17 protein-coding genes and 1 pseudogene are annotated in these 15,260 nt (G+C 70.4%); 12 read left to right on the top strand and 6 right to left on the bottom strand.

The genetic code is table 11. The features are described 5' to 3' along the window. The 3 genes from bioD to QFZ67_RS33795 are packed head-to-tail and all read left to right on the top strand — an operon-like array spanning position 1 to position 1,795. Positions 1–714, top strand: a complete 714-nt coding sequence (bioD, locus tag QFZ67_RS33805) for a dethiobiotin synthase (RefSeq protein ID WP_307664833.1) — start codon at positions 1–3, stop codon at positions 712–714. A gap of 6 nt (positions 715–720) precedes the next feature. Further along, on the top strand, positions 721–1,074 hold the full coding sequence (locus QFZ67_RS33800; protein WP_307664832.1) for a VOC family protein: 354 nt from the start codon (positions 721–723) through the stop codon (positions 1,072–1,074). Between the two features lie 34 nt (positions 1,075–1,108). Next, positions 1,109–1,795, top strand: coding sequence for a class I SAM-dependent methyltransferase (locus QFZ67_RS33795; protein ID WP_307664831.1), 687 nt, complete (start codon positions 1,109–1,111; stop codon positions 1,793–1,795). A gap of 36 nt (positions 1,796–1,831) precedes the next feature. Here QFZ67_RS33795 and QFZ67_RS33790 read toward each other — a convergent pair whose 3' ends face one another. Further along, complete coding sequence (locus QFZ67_RS33790; RefSeq protein ID WP_307664830.1) at positions 1,832–2,203, bottom strand: fic family toxin-antitoxin system, toxin component; 372 nt, start codon at positions 2,201–2,203, stop codon at positions 1,832–1,834. Next, positions 2,200–2,496 (bottom strand): antitoxin, encoded by a 297-nt coding sequence (locus QFZ67_RS33785; RefSeq protein ID WP_307664829.1) that lies wholly within the window; start codon positions 2,494–2,496, stop codon positions 2,200–2,202. The genes QFZ67_RS33790 and QFZ67_RS33785 overlap by 4 nt, the downstream gene beginning before the upstream one ends. A 164-nt stretch (positions 2,497–2,660) precedes the next feature. Here QFZ67_RS33785 and QFZ67_RS33780 point away from each other — a divergent pair, with 164 nt between their 5' ends. The 5 genes from QFZ67_RS33780 to QFZ67_RS33760 all read left to right on the top strand — a co-directional run bounded on the left by QFZ67_RS33780 (position 2,661) and on the right by QFZ67_RS33760 (position 9,132). Continuing rightward, entirely contained in the window at positions 2,661–3,473 is an 813-nt protein-coding gene (locus QFZ67_RS33780; RefSeq protein ID WP_307664828.1) for an ABC transporter ATP-binding protein, read from the top strand. Between the two features lie 7 nt (positions 3,474–3,480). Next, complete coding sequence (locus tag QFZ67_RS33775) at positions 3,481–6,045, top strand: ABC transporter permease (RefSeq protein WP_307664827.1); 2,565 nt, start codon at positions 3,481–3,483, stop codon at positions 6,043–6,045. Positions 6,046–6,200: 155 nt separating this feature from the next. Continuing rightward, positions 6,201–6,623 carry a GNAT family N-acetyltransferase gene (locus QFZ67_RS33770; protein WP_307664826.1) on the top strand — a complete coding sequence of 141 codons (423 nt, stop codon included), beginning with the start codon at positions 6,201–6,203 and terminating at the stop codon, positions 6,621–6,623. Between the two features lie 161 nt (positions 6,624–6,784). Beyond that, complete coding sequence (locus QFZ67_RS33765) at positions 6,785–8,122, top strand: hemolysin family protein (protein WP_307664825.1); 1,338 nt, start codon at positions 6,785–6,787, stop codon at positions 8,120–8,122. After that, complete coding sequence (locus QFZ67_RS33760) at positions 8,119–9,132, top strand: hemolysin family protein (protein ID WP_307664824.1); 1,014 nt, start codon at positions 8,119–8,121, stop codon at positions 9,130–9,132. Before QFZ67_RS33765 ends, QFZ67_RS33760 begins: the two co-directional genes overlap by 4 nt. Here QFZ67_RS33760 and QFZ67_RS33755 read toward each other — a convergent pair. Continuing rightward, complete coding sequence (locus QFZ67_RS33755) at positions 9,129–9,377, bottom strand: holin (protein ID WP_307664823.1); 249 nt, start codon at positions 9,375–9,377, stop codon at positions 9,129–9,131. The two genes, QFZ67_RS33760 and QFZ67_RS33755, sit on opposite strands and share 4 nt — an antisense overlap. A 62-nt stretch (positions 9,378–9,439) precedes the next feature. Then, the gene (locus QFZ67_RS33750) at positions 9,440–10,444 is read right to left on the bottom strand and encodes a maleylpyruvate isomerase family mycothiol-dependent enzyme (protein ID WP_307664822.1); all 1,005 of its coding nucleotides are present in this window, start codon (positions 10,442–10,444) and stop codon (positions 9,440–9,442) included. Positions 10,445–10,502: 58 nt separating this feature from the next. Between QFZ67_RS33750 and QFZ67_RS33745 the strand changes: the two genes are divergently transcribed. The 3 genes from QFZ67_RS33745 (at position 10,503) to mug (ending at position 13,543) form a co-directional block, all read left to right on the top strand. Continuing rightward, positions 10,503–11,282 carry an SGNH/GDSL hydrolase family protein gene (locus QFZ67_RS33745; protein ID WP_307664821.1) on the top strand — a complete coding sequence of 260 codons (780 nt, stop codon included), beginning with the start codon at positions 10,503–10,505 and terminating at the stop codon, positions 11,280–11,282. Positions 11,283–11,471: 189 nt separating this feature from the next. Beyond that, complete coding sequence (gene purB / locus QFZ67_RS33740; RefSeq protein ID WP_307664820.1) at positions 11,472–12,914, top strand: adenylosuccinate lyase; 1,443 nt, start codon at positions 11,472–11,474, stop codon at positions 12,912–12,914. Continuing rightward, positions 12,911–13,543 carry a G/U mismatch-specific DNA glycosylase gene (gene mug / locus QFZ67_RS33735; RefSeq protein ID WP_373430254.1) on the top strand — a complete coding sequence of 211 codons (633 nt, stop codon included), beginning with the start codon at positions 12,911–12,913 and terminating at the stop codon, positions 13,541–13,543. The genes purB and mug overlap by 4 nt, the downstream gene beginning before the upstream one ends. Here mug and QFZ67_RS33730 read toward each other — a convergent pair. Both QFZ67_RS33730 and QFZ67_RS33725 read right to left on the bottom strand, forming a co-directional pair. Continuing rightward, a complete protein-coding gene (locus QFZ67_RS33730) occupies positions 13,540–13,959 on the bottom strand; it encodes a hypothetical protein (protein WP_307664819.1) in 420 nt (139 codons plus the stop codon). The two genes, mug and QFZ67_RS33730, sit on opposite strands and share 4 nt — an antisense overlap. Before the next feature lie 40 nt (positions 13,960–13,999). After that, the gene (locus tag QFZ67_RS33725) at positions 14,000–14,584 is read right to left on the bottom strand and encodes an ABC transporter permease (protein ID WP_307664818.1); all 585 of its coding nucleotides are present in this window, start codon (positions 14,582–14,584) and stop codon (positions 14,000–14,002) included. Between the two features lie 120 nt (positions 14,585–14,704). Here QFZ67_RS33725 and QFZ67_RS33720 point away from each other — a divergent pair. After that, positions 14,705–15,256: pseudogene (locus QFZ67_RS33720) on the top strand (sensor histidine kinase); the annotation flags it as partial. Positions 15,257–15,260 lie beyond the last annotated feature (4 nt).

Raw genomic sequence — 15,260 nt, 5'->3', positions numbered from 1 at the left:
ATGAGCGTCATCGTCATCAGCGGGACCGGGACCGAGATCGGCAAGACGGTCGTGACCGCCGCCGTCGCCTCGGTCTTCCAGGCGCAGGGGCGGTCCGTCGCCGTCCTCAAACCGGCGCAGACCGGGGTCGCTCCCGGTGAGCCGGGGGACGTGGCCGAGGTCGCTCGGCTGGCGGGCGCGGTAACCGGGGTTGAACTCGCGCGGTTTCCCGAGCCGTTGGCCCCTGCGACCGCCGCGCGGCGGGCCGGGATGGCGACGGTGCGGCCGCAGGAGGTGGCCGAGGCCGTTGAGAAACTGGCCGCGGAGCATGACCTCGTGCTGGTCGAGGGGGCCGGGGGGCTGCTCGTGCGGTTCGACGAGGACGGGGGGTCGCTCGCCGATGTCGCCCGGCTGCTGGGCGCGCCCGTGCTGGTCGTCGCACCCGCCGGTCTCGGCACGCTCAATGCGGTGGCGCTGACCGCCGAGGCCCTGCGGGCACGGGAGTTGGAGCAGCTCGGCGTGGTGGTCGGGAGCTGGCCCGGCGAGCCGGATCTGGCCGCCCGGTGCAATCTCGCGGATCTGCCCGAGGCCGCGGGCGCGCCGCTGCTGGGGGCCGTACCGGAAGGGGCGGGTGCGCTGGCGCCCGCCGAGTTCCGGGCGCGGGCCGGGAGTTGGCTCGCGGGCCGGCTCGGCGGCGCGTGGGACGCCCAGGCGTTCACCACCGCCGTACGCTGATTCCTCATGCGAGCCCAAATCGACGAGATCGTCTTCGACTGCCACGACCCCGCTAGCCTGGTGCGCTTCTGGGCGTCCCTGCTCGGCGGGGACCCGGTGGACCGCAGCGCCGACTGGTCGTACATCGATCCGCCCGGTTTCGTGCGGGTCGCCTTCCAGCGCGTGCCGGAGGGCAAGTCGGCCAAGAACCGGCTCCATCTCGATCTGGACGCGGGCGAGGTGGACGAGGCGGCAGACGAGGCCGTGCGGCTCGGCGCCGCTCGGCTCGGCGCGGTCGTCACCAACGATCACGGAAGGTTCCAGGTCCTGACCGATCCCGAGGGGAACGAGTTCTGCTTTGTCGCCGCAGGGGGACAATGACGGTGAGCGCACCGCCGTTCCGAGGAGGCCCGCAATGCCCCTGCGCAGCACCAAAGTGCCCCGGGACGCCGTCCACCACCCGGTCTTCGCCCGCGTCTACGCCAAGGTCAGCGTGGCGGCCGAGACGAAGGCGGGTATCGCCGCCTACCGCAAGGAACTGCTGTCCGGGCTGTCCGGCCGGGTGATCGAGATCGGCGCGGGCAACGGTCTGAACTTCGCGCACTACCCGTCGGCCGTCTCCGAGGTCGTGGCGCTCGAACCGGAGCGCAGCCTGCGGCACTTGGCGGCGCAGGCCGCGCGGAGCGCCGAGGTTCCGGTGGACGTGGTGCCGGGGGCGGCCGAGGCACTGCCGGTCAAGAGTGAGGCGTTCGACGCGGCCGTCGTGTCGCTGGTGCTGTGTTCCGTACGGGATCTGCCGCGGGCGCTCGCCGAGATCAGGCGGGTCCTGCGGCCGGAAGGTGAGCTGCGGTTCTTCGAGCACGGACTGGCCGAGACCAAGGGCATGGCACGGACCCAGCGCGCCCTGGACCGCACGGTGTGGCCGCTGCTGTTCGGCGGGTGTCACACCGCGCGGGACACCATCGCCGCGATCGAGGCGGCGGGCTTCGAGCTCGGGACGTATCGCAGGCTGCAGGTGCCCGAGACGGGCATGCGGCTTCCTTCGTCCCCCTGCGTGCTGGGCGTGGCGCGGCGGCCGTTCAGCGATACCGCGGGCGCGTGATCGCCGGCTCGCGCGTAATCACTGGCTCGCGCGTAATCACTGGCTCCACTGCCGCAGCTCGTCGGCGATGGTTCTGACGTCCGCCTTGCCCTCCTTGACCAGCCGCGCCAGGTCCCGTACCTGCACGGGCGAGGTGACGACCTTCAGTCCGCTGGCCACGAGATAGCCGTACGCGACGGCGGAAGCGAACATCGCGTTGGAGTGCTCGAGCGCGGGCACATGGAGCAGCAGCTGAAGCAGGGACGCGGCGCGGGCGTGCGGGTCGCTGTAGACGGGGATGCCGAATATCTCGGCGTCATGACGGCTGACGGCGGCGACGAGCGCGCCCCAGTCGGTGACCTGTGGATCGCCGGGGGTCTTGTGCTCGGCGACCATGAGCAGCCACGCGAGGTCGATCTGAAGAGTCAACGCTTGCCTTCGCGTCCGGTGCCATTGCTGGTACCCGTGCCGGTGCCGGTGCCATTGCCATTGCCGGTGCCGGTGCCGGTGCCGAACTCGCCGAACTCCTCCGCGAACACGGATTCGTACTGCTTCATGAAGTCCGACGCCGCCTCCACGAAGGTGCGTCCCACCTCGCCCGCGTCCTGCTTGACGAGCTCCTCGATGTAGCGGTTGACGCTCATCCCGCGCTGCATCGCCCGCTGGCGCGCGGCCTCCGCGGTGGTCTCGTCCACTCTCACGTTCAACTGAGTCTTCGCCACAGGGTAAAGCTAGCGCACAGACGCTAGCATGGGCAACACGTCCGTCAGGTGCCCCTTACATGAACCCGGAGGACCGGACCTACGAGGGATACCGACGCACGCACGCGCCCTCTACTCTCGCCACTTGTACGGGAGTCGGAGCGGCCACGACCCGGGAGGCGGCCTTGTCCACACCTGCCACTGCACCCGCCCACGACCATGCCTCGGAAGTGCCACTCGCCGCCCGGGCGCGAGCCCTGACCAAGGCATACGGCAGCGGGGAGACGACCGTACTCGCCCTGGACGCCGTCGACGTCGACATCGCGCGTGGCCGGTTCACCGCGGTCATGGGTCCCTCCGGGTCGGGGAAGTCCACACTGATGCACTGCCTCGCCGGACTCGACACCGTCTCCGCCGGTCAGGTCTGGCTGGGCGACACGGAGATCACCGGTCTGAAGGACCGCGAGCTGACCCGGCTGCGCCGGGACCGGATCGGCTTTATGTTCCAGGCGTTCAACCTGCTGCCCACGCTGACTGCCGCCGAGAACATCACGCTCCCCATGGACATCGCCGGGCGCAAACCCGACAGCGAGTGGGTCGATCAGGTCATCGACACGCTCGGGCTGCGCGACCGGCTGCGGCACCGGCCCGCCCAGCTCTCCGGCGGGCAGCAGCAGCGGGTGGCCTGCGCGCGGGCGCTGGCCTCCCGCACCGAGCTGATCTTCGCGGACGAGCCGACCGGCAATCTCGACTCGCGCGCGGGCGCCGAGGTGCTCACCTTCCTGCGCGAAGCCGTCGACCGGCTGGACCAGACGGTGGTGATGGTGACGCACGACCCGGGCGCGGCCGCCTACTCCGACCTGGTGCTGTTCCTCGCGGACGGACGGATCGTCGACGTCATGCAGGATCCGACTGCGGAGGCGGTACTGGAACGCATGCGGCTCTTCTCCGGGGCACAGCCCCAGACCCCCGGCTCCGACGCCCTGCGCAAGAGCTGAGGCCACGATGCTGAAAGCGACGCTGCGGAGCTTCTTCGCACACAAGGGCCGGCTGCTGCTTTCGGCGCTGGCGGTGCTGCTGTCCGTGGCCTTCGTGAGCGGCAGCCTGATCTTCTCGGACACCGTCTCCCGTACCTTCGACCGGCTCTTCGCCTCCACCTCGGCGGATGTGACGGTCGCGCCGAAGGAGGGCATCGGCGAGAGGCTGCCTACCGGAGTCGTACGGACCCTGCCCACCGAACTCGCCGACCGGATCGGCTCGGTCGACGGCGTCAAAGCCACACACATCGACGCGGCGGTGGAGAACATCACCGTCGTCGACGACAGGAACGACCCCGTCGGACCGACGGCCGGCGCCCCCACCGTCGCCACCAACTGGAATGTCACCGAACGCAGTCCGGTGAAGCTCACCAGCGGCCGCGCGCCGAGCGGGCCGGGCGAGGCGCTGCTCGACAAGGACACCGCCGACAAGAAAAAGGTGGACATCGGGGACACGCTCACCGTCCTCGCGCAGCCCGGCTCGTTCAAGGTCGAGGTCGTCGGCATAGCGACCTTCACCACCACCAACCCGGGCGCCGCGCTGGTCTACCTCGACACTCCGACAGCCCAGACCAAGCTGCTTGGCAGGCCGGGGGTGGCCACCTCGATCTCGGTGGACGCCGCGGACACAGTCGGCGACGCGACGCTGAAGCAGCGGATCGCGGCCGAACTGGGTGATGCGTACGACCTCAAGACCGCCGACGAGCAGGCCGAGTCGGCCGCCGCCCAGCTGGGCGGCTTCCTCGATGTCATCAAGTGGGTGATGCTCGGCTTCGCCGGTGTCGCCGTGCTGGTCGGCATCTTCCTGATCGTCAACACCTTCTCGATGCTGATCGCCCAGCGCACCCGCGAGCTGGGGCTGCTGCGGGCGCTCGGCGCGGACCGCCGCCAGGTGCGCCGCTCCGTGCTCACCGAGGCGGTACTGCTGGGGCTTGTCGGCTCGACGCTCGGTCTTGCCGCCGGGATCGGGCTGGCGGCCGGGCTGATCGAGCTGATGGGTCTGCTCGGCATGAATCTGAGCGCCGCCGAAATGGTGCTGGGTGTGGCGACACCGGTGTCCGCGTACGCGGTCGGTCTCGGCGTCACCTTCGTGGCCGCCTATCTGCCAGCCCGGAGGGCGGCCAAGGTCTCCCCGATGGCCGCGCTCGCGGATGCCGAAGTCGCGGGTGTGGGGCGGCCGTTGAAGATCCGGGCGATCGCCGGAACCGTGGTCGGCGCGGCGGGAGCGGCGGCGCTGGCCGGCTGCGTGGTGAGCGAGAAGACCGCGACCGCGTCCTCCCTGCTCGGCCTTGGCGTGGTGCTGACGCTGATCGCGACTGTGGTGGCGGGGCCGCTGCTGGTGCGGCCGGTGATCCGGGTGCTGGGCGGGGCGTTCCCCAAGGTGTTCGGCTCGGTCGGCCGGATGAGCCAGCGCAACGCGCTGCGCAATCCGCGGCGCACCGGCGCCACCGCGGCCGCGCTGATGGTGGGCCTGGCGCTGGTGGGCGGGCTCTCGATCGCCAGCGCCTCGATGACCAAGTCCTTCGACGACCAGATCGACAAGACGCTGGGCGCGGACTTCGTCGTACAGAACAGCAACTTCATGCCCTTCCCGCAAGAGATCACCGAGAAGGTGAAGGGGGTGAAAACCGCGGGCACCGTCGTACGGCAGCGCTTCGCGCCGCTCGCGCTGAGCCTGCCGGACGGGAAGCGGGTGGAGTCGACGGCTTCCGGCTACGACCCGAAGCTCGACGAGGTCGCCCACATCACCTATGCGAACGGGGACACAGCGGCCGCCCTCGCGCCGGACAGCATCGCCATGGACCGTAAGTACGCCACCGAACACAAGGTGCGCATCGGGTCGGTCCTGCCGGCCGAGTTCGCGGGCGGACAACGCGCGAGGCTGACGGTGGGGGCGCTCACGGACATGGACCAGAGCGGCGGGCCCGGGATGGAGGGCGGCCTGTTCATGGGGCTCGCCACCGCCGAGAAGTATCTGCCGGGCGGGCAGGAGGCCGCACTCTACGTCAACGCCAAGAGCGGCAGCGACGCCCAGGAGCTGCGCAAGGGCCTGGAGACGGCCCTCGATCCGTATCCGCAGGTGCAGGTCAGGGATCAGGCCGACTACAAGGAGCTGATCCGCCAGCAGATCGCCGTGATGCTCTACCTGGTGTACGCGCTGCTGGGGCTGGCGATCGTCATCGCCGTGCTGGGCGTGGTCAACACCCTTGCGCTGTCGGTGGTGGAGCGGACCCGGGAGATCGGGCTGCTGCGCGCGATCGGTCTCTCCCGCGTCCAGCTGCGGCGCATGATCCGGCTGGAATCGGTCGTGATCGCGGTCTTCGGGGCGCTGCTGGGGCTCGCGTTGGGCATGGTGTGGGGTGTGGCGGTGCAGCAAGTGCTGGCGCTGGAGGGGCTGACGGCGTTCGCCGTGCCGTGGGGCACGGTCGTCGCGGTCGTGGTGGGCTCGGTGGTCGTGGGGCTCGCGGCGGCGGTGCTTCCGGCGCTGCGCGCCTCGCGGATGAATGTGCTGGCCGCCATCGCGCACGAGTAGTCGGCCCGGTGATCGGGGAGCAGTCCGCCCGGTGGTCCAAGAGCTGCGCGTCCGACCGGAAGCCGCACGCCCGGCCGGAAGCCTCACGCCCGCGGCCCGTCTCGAACCCTGAAAGTCGGTGGCGGCCCGTTCCCCCGCGTGCTTGGCTCCCGTCCGTGATCGACCTGCAAATACGCGCCGCCAGGGCCGACGAGGCCGAGACCGTCCTCAGCTTCTGGAAGGAAGCGGCGGAGGGCACGAGCATCACGGACGACGTGCACGGGGTCACCCGTCTTGTCGCGCGCGATCCCGAGGCGCTGATCCTCGCCGAGTCCGAGGGCCGGGTGGTGGGCTCGGTGATCGCCGGGTACGACGGGTGGCGCTGCTCGCTGTACCGGCTTGCCGTGCTGCCGTCCCATCGTCGGCAGGGGATCGCTTCGGCGCTGCTGGAGGCGGCCGAGAGGCGCTTTCTGGCCGCGGGCGGCAGGCGCGGCGACGCCATGGTCCTGGAGGCCAATGAGCGGGCCCGGCGCGCGTGGGCCGCCGCCGGGTACCAGCGCGAGGACCACTGGCGCCGCTGGGTGAAGCCGTTCGTCTGAGCGCCGTCGCCGTCGCATCGGACACTTTGCACGTCCTTTACCATGGGCAGGTCATCCACTCCGTACGAAAGGTGTGAGCGTCCGCCCATGGGCGAGCCTCCCAGTAGTCGACATCGAGCATTCCTCCAGTCCCTGCCCGATCATGGGACGGAGGTGAACCGATGACCGAAGTGCTCTTGCTCGTCGTGGCGGTGCTGCTCTCGGTCGCCTGCGGCGCCTTCGTCGCGGCGGAGTTCTCCCTCACCACGGTCGAGCGCGGCGACCTCGAGCGGGCCGCCGAGCGCGGCGAGCGCGGTGCGGCCGGCGCCCTCAAGGCCGCCCGGAGCCTCACCTTCCAGCTCTCCGGCGCCCAGCTCGGCATCACCGTCACCAACCTGATCGTCGGCATGCTCGCCGAGCCGTCCATCGCCAAGCTGATCCGCGGCCCGCTCGAGGCGCTCGGCGTCTCCCCCTCGGTGGCCTCATCCACAGCCCTGGTCATCGGCACCGGGCTGTCCACCATCGTGCTGATGGTCGTCGGCGAGCTGGTCCCGAAGAACTGGGCGATCTCCTCCCCGCTGGCCGTGGCGAAGGTGGTGGCGCCCCCGCAGCGGATCTTCACCGCCGCCTTCAAGCCCTTCATCAGCCACCTCAACAACACGGCCAACCGCATCCTGCGCCGGCTCGGCATGGAGCCGACCGAGGAGCTGGCCTCCGCGCGCAGCCCGAAGGAACTGGTCGCGCTGGCCCGCCACTCCGCGAAGGAGGGCGCGTTGGAGGCGGACACCGCCGAGCTGTTCGTACGCACCCTCAATCTGGCCGAGCTGACCGCGGAGAATGTGATGACCCCGCGGGTCCAGGTCACCGCCCTGGAGGTACAGGCCACCGTCGAGGACGTAGCCAACGCCACGCGCGCGACCGGCCTGTCCCGCTTCCCCGTCTACCGGGGCAGCCTCGACACCGTCGTCGGGATCGCGCACATCAAGGACGTGCTGGCCGTCCCTGCCGGGCGACGGCCCCGGCACCCGGTCTCCGAGCTGCTGCGCGAGCCGCTGCTCGTGCCCGAGACACTGACCGTGGACCGGCTCCTGGACCGACTGTCAGGCAAGAACACGATGGCCGTCGTCATCGACGAGTACGGCGGCACGGCCGGCGTGGTCACGCTGGAGGACATCGTGGAGGAGGTCGTCGGCGAGGTGCGCGACGAGCACGATCCGCACGAGACGCCGGACCTGGCGCCGGCCGGCGAGGACGCGGACGGGCGCACCCTGTGGTCGGCGGACGGCGCCGCCCGCACCGACCAACTTGAGCGGGTCGGGCTGCGGGTGCCGGAAGGCCCGTACGAAACACTCGCCGGACTTATCGCCACCGAACTGGGGCGCATCCCCGCTGAGGGCGACCGGATCGATCTGGAGGGCTGGCAGCTCGATGTCGTGGACGCCTCCGGACGGCGTGCGGCACGGGTACTGATGCATGCGCCGCTCCCCTCGGCCGACGCCGCCGAGGAGGCCGGACGATGACCGTGATCCAGCTCCTCATCGGTTTTCTGACCCTGGTGGTCAACGCCTTCTTCGTCGGCGCGGAGTTCGCCCTGATCTCCGTACGCCGCAGCCAGATCGAGCCGGAGGCGGAGGCCGGGAACCGGCGGGCGCGCAGCGTCCTGTGGGGCCTTGAGCATGTCTCGGCGCTGCTGGCCGCGGCCCAGCTCGGCATCACGCTGTGCACCCTGGTGCTCGGCATCGTCGCCGAGCCGGCCATCGCGCATCTGCTGGAGCCCGTGTTCGACGCGGTGGGTGTGCCGCACGGCCTGGTGCACCCGATCTCCTTCGTGATCGCGCTGGCGGCGGCGACCTATCTGCACATGCTGCTCGGCGAAATGGTGCCGAAGAACATCGCGCTGGCCGAGCCCACGCGGACCGCGCTACTGCTCGGACCGCCGCTGGTCACGCTGGCCCGGGCGCTGCGCCCGGTGATCTTCACCGTCAACGCCTTCTCCAACGGGCTGCTGAAGCTGCTGCGGGTGGAGACGAGGGACGAGGTGTCGGCGACCTTCTCGGACGACGAACTGGCGCGGCTGGTGCGGGACGCGGACGACGCCGGGCTGCTCGACGGCCGGTCTGCCGAGCGGTTGCGCGACGCGCTGAAGCTTGGGCGCCGGCCGGTGCGCGATGTGGTGATGCCGATCGAGCGGGTGGTGTACGCACGGGCCGGGACCACGCCCGAGCAGTTGGAGCAGCTGGCGGCCGAGTCAGGGTTCTCCCGCTTCCCGGTTCTCGACGAGGGCCGCCGGATCCTCGGCTATCTCCATGTGAAGGACGCGCTGGACGCGACTCCGCGCGATGTGCCGTTCCCGGTCTCGGCGATGCGCCCGATCGCCCGGGTGCGGGCGACCACGCCGCTCGACGATGTGCTGACCGCGATGCGGCGCAGCCGTACGCATCTGGCGGCGGTGGTGGACGAGGACGGCACGCCGGTGGGACTCGTGACGATGGAGGACGTGCTGCGCGAGCTGGTGGGCAGGCCCGGCTAACTCACCTCACTGGTGACGGCCCATTCCGTGGTCTCGGTGATGCCCGGTCCTGGCCGTCCGGCCTTGGCCGCGCCTATCGCGGTGAGGACGGCGAGGAGGGTGGCCAGGCCGGCGGTGGCGAGCGCGGCCTGCCAGTCGACGTCGAAGAGGTTTGTCGCACCGGCCGTCAGAACGGCGACGAGCGACTGCGCGAAGGTGCGCACAGCGCGCTCCGTGGTGGCTTTCCAGAAGTCTGTGGTGAACATGCTCTGGACATACTGCGGAACGCGCCGTGCCGACAGCCCTCGCGGCAGACCGGCCTGCCCGATTACAGCGCGGTCGCCGCGAGCCACGCGTCGAGAATCGCGCGGTCGCCACTGATGCCGAAGCGCGCGTCGTCCGCCCTCAGACGTCCGTAGACGAGCAGCAGCAGATCGCCCGCCGTGGCCTTGACGCCCGCGGTGGCCGAGCCATCGCCCTTCGTCCAGGCGAAGCCGCCGCCCCCGAAGCTGATCGTCCAGGCTGCGCCGGTGTCCGTGGCGGTCAGTCTGACCGAGCCGTTCGCGAGCGCGGCGAGCGGGTCGGCGATCCAGGAGTAGTGCGGCAGGTTCTCCAGGAACTCCTCGATGCCGTCGGCCGCCGTGCCCGCCGCTATTCGCGGTTCGATGCCCAGGGCGATTTCCGCGTCGGCGAGATGGATGACGGCCTCGAACAGCAGCCTGCGCGGGAAGAAGCGCACCCGCTGGTCGGCGCCGTGGGACCACATCGGCGTCTCCGGGTCGATGCCGCGCAGCGTGCGCAGCGTGACCTCGGCGCTGCCGGCGAGCCACTGCGGATATGCCGCCGGGTTCTCGGGCAGGTCGAGAGGGACGTCCCGTGACCAGACGCGCTCGGCGGCCCGGGTCCGTACGAGATGTTCCATCCAGCGATGCGTCGTGCCGTGGTGCTTGACGAGGTCGGCGAAGGTCCAGCCGGGGCAGCTCGGCACGGGCGTGGCGGGGTCCACGTCCCGTACGGTCTGGACGAACCGGCGCTCCAGCTGCTCGATGGCGTCGCAGTACAGCTCGTGCTGGTCGTCGTCGAGGCCGAACTCCTCGGGGATCCGGAGCAGATCGTCCCGCCAGGCTCCGTCGGGCTGGCGCGCGGCGGCCCGGCGCATCAGCAGGGACAGGGCCCGACGGTCGGCGGGCGACAGCCGGTCGAGGAGATAACCGGTTGTCTCCAGCCATTTCACCGCGGTGTCGGGGTCGAGCACATCGTCGTCACAGGTGTCGATCGAGGTCACTAGATCGGCCAGCGCCTCGGCCAGCGCGTTCAGCAGCGCGTCACTCACAGGGCTCCCTCCCGGTACGGAACCGACGGACCTTACCGCGCGGTAGGATCGCTCCGCCATGGAGATGAATGCCTCTTACACCAGTTTTGTCGCGGTCGGCGATTCCTTTACCGAAGGAATGTCCGACCTGTTGCCCGACGGTTCGTACCGAGGCTGGGCGGATCTGCTCGCGGGCCGGCTCGCCGCTCGCACGCCGGGCTTCCGGTACGCGAATCTCGCCGTGCGCGGAAAGCTCATCGGCCAGATCGTCGACGAGCAGGTGGACGTGGCGGCCGCCATGCAGGCGGATGTGGTCACGCTGGTGGGCGGGCTCAATGACACGCTGCGGCCCAAGTGCGACATGGGGCGGGTGCGCGGGCTCCTGGAGGAGGCCGTGGAGAAGCTGACGCCGTCCTGCGGTCAGCTGGTGCTGATGCGCAGCCCGGGCCGCAACGGGCCGGTGATGGAACGCTTCCGCCCCCGCATGGAGGAGCTGTTCAGTTACATCGACGAACTGGCGGCCCGCCACGGTGCGCTGGTGGTGGATCTGTACGAGCCCCAGGTCCTCGGCGACCAGCGCATGTGGGACGTCGACCGGCTGCATCTGACGGCCGAGGGGCACCGGCGGGTCGCCGAGGCCGTCTGGCAGACGCTGGGACTGGACGCGGAGCACGACTGGCAGACACTTCTGCCGTCGGCGGCACGGGCCCGTTGGGCGGCGCGGCGGGCCGGCGATCTGCGGTTCGCGCGGCAGCATCTGGGGCCGTGGATCGCGCGGCGGCTGACGGGGCGCTCATCCGGGGACGGCCGGCCGGCGAAGCGGCCCGAGCTCCTGCCGTACGAGCCGCCGCTCTCGTAGCCCGTCGTAGTTCCTCGTCGTTTCTCGTCGTTTCTCGTCGTCTCTCGTCGTTTCTCGTCGTCTCTCGTCGTCTCTCGTAGTCCCTCGGACTCCTTCGGGGTCCCTTGGAGTCCCTCGGAGCCTTTCGTAGCAAGGTACAACTGGGACCGCGGCGCTGGCCTGCAGAAACCGCCAGTAGAATCTGGACACGTGACTGCTGTGTCTGCGAAGCCTCGCATCCCCAATGTCCTGGCCGGCCGCTACGCCTCCGCGGAGCTGGCCGTCCTGTGGTCCCCCGAGCAGAAGGTGAAGCTGGAGCGTCAGCTCTGGCTCGCGGTGCTGCGCGCCCAGAAGGACCTCGGCATCGAGGTGCCCGAGGCCGCGATCGCCGATTACGAGCGGGCGCTCGACCAGGTCGACCTGGCGTCGATCGCCGAGCGCGAGAAGGTCACCCGCCACGATGTGAAGGCGCGGATCGAGGAGTTCAACGCGCTCGCGGGCCATGAGCAGGTCCACAAGGGCATGACCTCCCGCGACCTGACCGAGAACGTCGAGCAGCTGCAGATCCGGCTCTCGCTGGAGCTGATGCGCGACCGCACGGTCGCCGTGCTCGCCCGGCTGGGCAAGCTCTCCGGTGAGTACGCCGAGCTGGTGATGGCCGGACGGTCGCACAATGTCGCCGCGCAGGCCACGACGCTGGGCAAGCGGTTCGCGACCGCGGCCGACGAGCTGCTTGTGGCGTACGGACGGCTCGAGGACCTGCTGAGCCGCTATCCGCTGCGCGGCATCAAGGGCCCGGTCGGCACCGCGCAGGACATGCTCGACCTGCTGGGCGGCGACGCCGCGAAGCTCGCCGAGCTGGAGCAGCGCATCGCCAGGCACCTCGGCTTCGCGCACGCCTTCACCTCGGTCGGCCAGGTCTACCCCCGGTCCCTCGACTACGACGTGCTGTCCGCGCTGGTGCAGCTGGCAGCCGCGCCGTCCTCCGTCGCCAAGACGATCCGGCTGATGGCCGGCCACGAACTGGTCACCGAGGGCTTCAAGCCCGGCCAGGTCGGCTCCTCCGCGATGCCGCACAAGATGAACACCCGCTCCTGCGAGCGCGTCAACGGCCTGATGGTCATCCTGCGCGGCTACGCCTCGATGACCGGCGAGCTGGCGGGCGACCAGTGGAACGAGGGCGATGTGTCCTGCTCCGTGGTGCGCCGGGTGGCGCTGCCGGACGCGTTCTTCGCCTTCGACGGCCTACTGGAGACCTTCCTTACGGTGCTCGACGAGTTCGGCGCGTTCCCCGCCGTCGTCGCCCGTGAGCTGGACCGGTACCTCCCCTTCCTCGCCACGACCAAGGTGCTGATGGCCGCTGTACGGGCAGGGGTGGGCCGTGAACTCGCGCACGAGGCCATCAAGGAGAACGCGGTCGCATCGGCGCTGGCGATGCGCGAGCAGGGCGCCGAGCGCAATGAGCTGCTCGACAAGCTCGCCGCGGACGAGCGGATCCCGCTGGACCGGGCGGAGCTGGACGTGCTGATGGCCGACAAGCTGTCGTTCACGGGCGCGGCGAGCGACCAGGTGACGGCGGTGGTCTCCCGGATCGAGGAGATCGTCAAGCAGCACCCGGAGGCCGCCGGCTACACCCCGGGGTCGATCCTCTGACCCCCGCCGAGCTCGAGGCCGCCCGCGACCGCATCGTTCCGGATGTGGTTACGGGCGGTCTTTCCGTGCTGTTCTGCGGCATCAACCCCGGCCTGATGACGGCGGCGACGGGCCATCACTTCGCCCGCCCCGGCAACCGGTTCTGGCCGGTGCTGCATCTGTCGGGCTTCACGCCGCGTCAGTTCAAGCCTGCGGAGCAGGACGAGCTCCTCGGCCACGGTCTCGGCATCACCAATGTGGTGGCCCGGGCGACGGCGCGCGCCGGTGAGCTGAGCGACGAGGAGTTCCTCGAGGGCGGGCGGTTGCTGACCGCGAAGGTGGAGCGGCTACGGCCGCGGTGGCTGGCGGTCGTCGGTGTGACGGCGTACCGCACGGCCTTCGGCGAGCGGAAGGCGAAGATCGGACCACAGGAGCGCACGATCGGGGAGACGAGGATCTGGGCGCTGCCCAATCCGAGCGGGCTCAACGCCCACTGGACCGCGCAGACGATGGCCGAGGAATTCGCGCGGCTGCGCGCCGCGGCCGAAGAGGACGGCTCGCTCCAGGACGGCTCGCTCCACCACGGCTCGCTCCACCACGGCTCACTCGGTGACGGCTCGCTCGGTGACGGCTCGCTCCAGGATCGCTAGGGCGGGTCTATCTCGGTCACCACGGCCAGCAGCTGGAACTCGGACAGTCCGACCGCTATCCAGCGGTCCTCGATGCGCCACAGGTGCAGCCACCCCATCTGCTCGCTGAGCCGCCGCCACGGGTCCGGCATCTCTTCGTCTCTCTCTGCGCGCAGCCGCGTACTGGCGAGGCTGAAGAGGTCCGGCTCGCCCCAGCGTTGTGTGAGCCCCCGCAACAAGCCCTCCTGCTCGGCCAGACGTTGTTCCGCCTCCGCCTCTCGGTCCGCGTCCGGGTCCGCGCCGTCGCCGAAGCGCCCGTTCAGCTCCGCGATGTGAAATCCGGGGCCTTCCGAGCCGACGTCCGACGGGCCGCGCTCCGCGGGGAAGCCACGGGCGCGCAGCAGGTCGATGATTTCGAGATGCCGTGCGGTGGTCATGCACTCAGTAAACCTGCTGGCACTGACATTTGGCTGTCTGTCAGGCGTCGCGCCGCCGCAGAGCCCACCAGCCCGCCGTTATTGCAAGGGCGCTCCAGACCGCCAGGACCGCCATGCCGCTCCAGGGTCCCAGCGTCCCCGCCGGATCCTGCAGCAGGATCTGCTGCCCCGCCCGGTCCGGGAGGAACTCGGCGGCGCTGCTGTCGCGCGATACGTCCCCGATCACGAAGGGCAGTATCAGGAACAGCGGAACGAGCAGGCTCAGGGCACCGGTCACACTGCGCAGCAGGGCTGCGAGCCCGGCCGACAGCAGGCTGATCAGCGCGAAGTAGAGGGCGCAGCCGACGACCGCGCGCAGCGCTCCCGGGTCGCCGATGCCTATGCCGAATCCCTTGTCGATGAGTGCCTGCCCGGACAGGAAGCAGGTCAGACTCGTGACCAGGCCGACGACGAACGCCGGCCCGCCCACTACGGTCAGCTTGGCCGCGTAGAACAGTTCCCTGTTCGGAACAGCCGCCAGGGAGACCCGGATACCGGCGTTCTTGTACTCGGCGGCCATGGCTATGGCACCGAAGGTGAGAGCCGCCATCTGGCCGAAGTTCAGGCCGTAGTAGGAGAACAGCACCGGATCGAAGTCGGTGACGCCAGGCTCCGGACGGCCGAGCGCGGCGCAGACGAGGATGGAGAAGCCGGCTGTCGTCAGGAAGACGGACGTCAGCGAACCGGCAAGGGAGCGCAGTGAGCGTCGCTGACCGTCGCCGTAGTGCAGGCGGGTGCCGCGCGGGCCGCCGGGGACCCGGAGTTCACCGAACGGGCCCTGGCCGCGATCGAGGAGACGGGCCGGGCCGCGCTCGACGATCTGGAGCGCGTTCTGCTCGTCCTCCGCGAGACCGGACAGCCGGTGAGCCAGCGGCCGTCTCTCGAAGAGTCGGACCGGCTGCTGGAATCGGCACGGGCCTCCGGGGCGAAGGTCGATGCCGAGATGACGGGCCCATTGGAGCTGGTGCCCGGGCCGGTCTCCCGGGAGGGGTACCGCATCCTTCAGGAAGCACTCACCAATGTGCTGCGCCACTCCGGTCCCGTCCCGGTGCAGGTGCGGATCGCCGTCATCGGGCAGCGACTGGAGATGGACGTGACCAATCCGCTGGCCGGCGGCACGGCGCCGAAGGGGCAGGGCGGCAGCGGGCTGCGCGGCATACGGGAGCGGGCGGCGCTGCTCGGCGGAGAGACCCGGACCGGACCGTACGAGGGAGAATGGAGGGTGCGCGTGAGGCTGCCGCTGGACGGCCTACGCTGACCGG

Source organism: Streptomyces sp. V1I1 (assembly GCF_030817355.1).
Lineage (GTDB): Bacteria > Actinomycetota > Actinomycetes > Streptomycetales > Streptomycetaceae > Streptomyces.
Note: the sequence above shows the minus strand (reverse complement) of the source record. Positions and strands in the feature narration are given on the sequence as shown.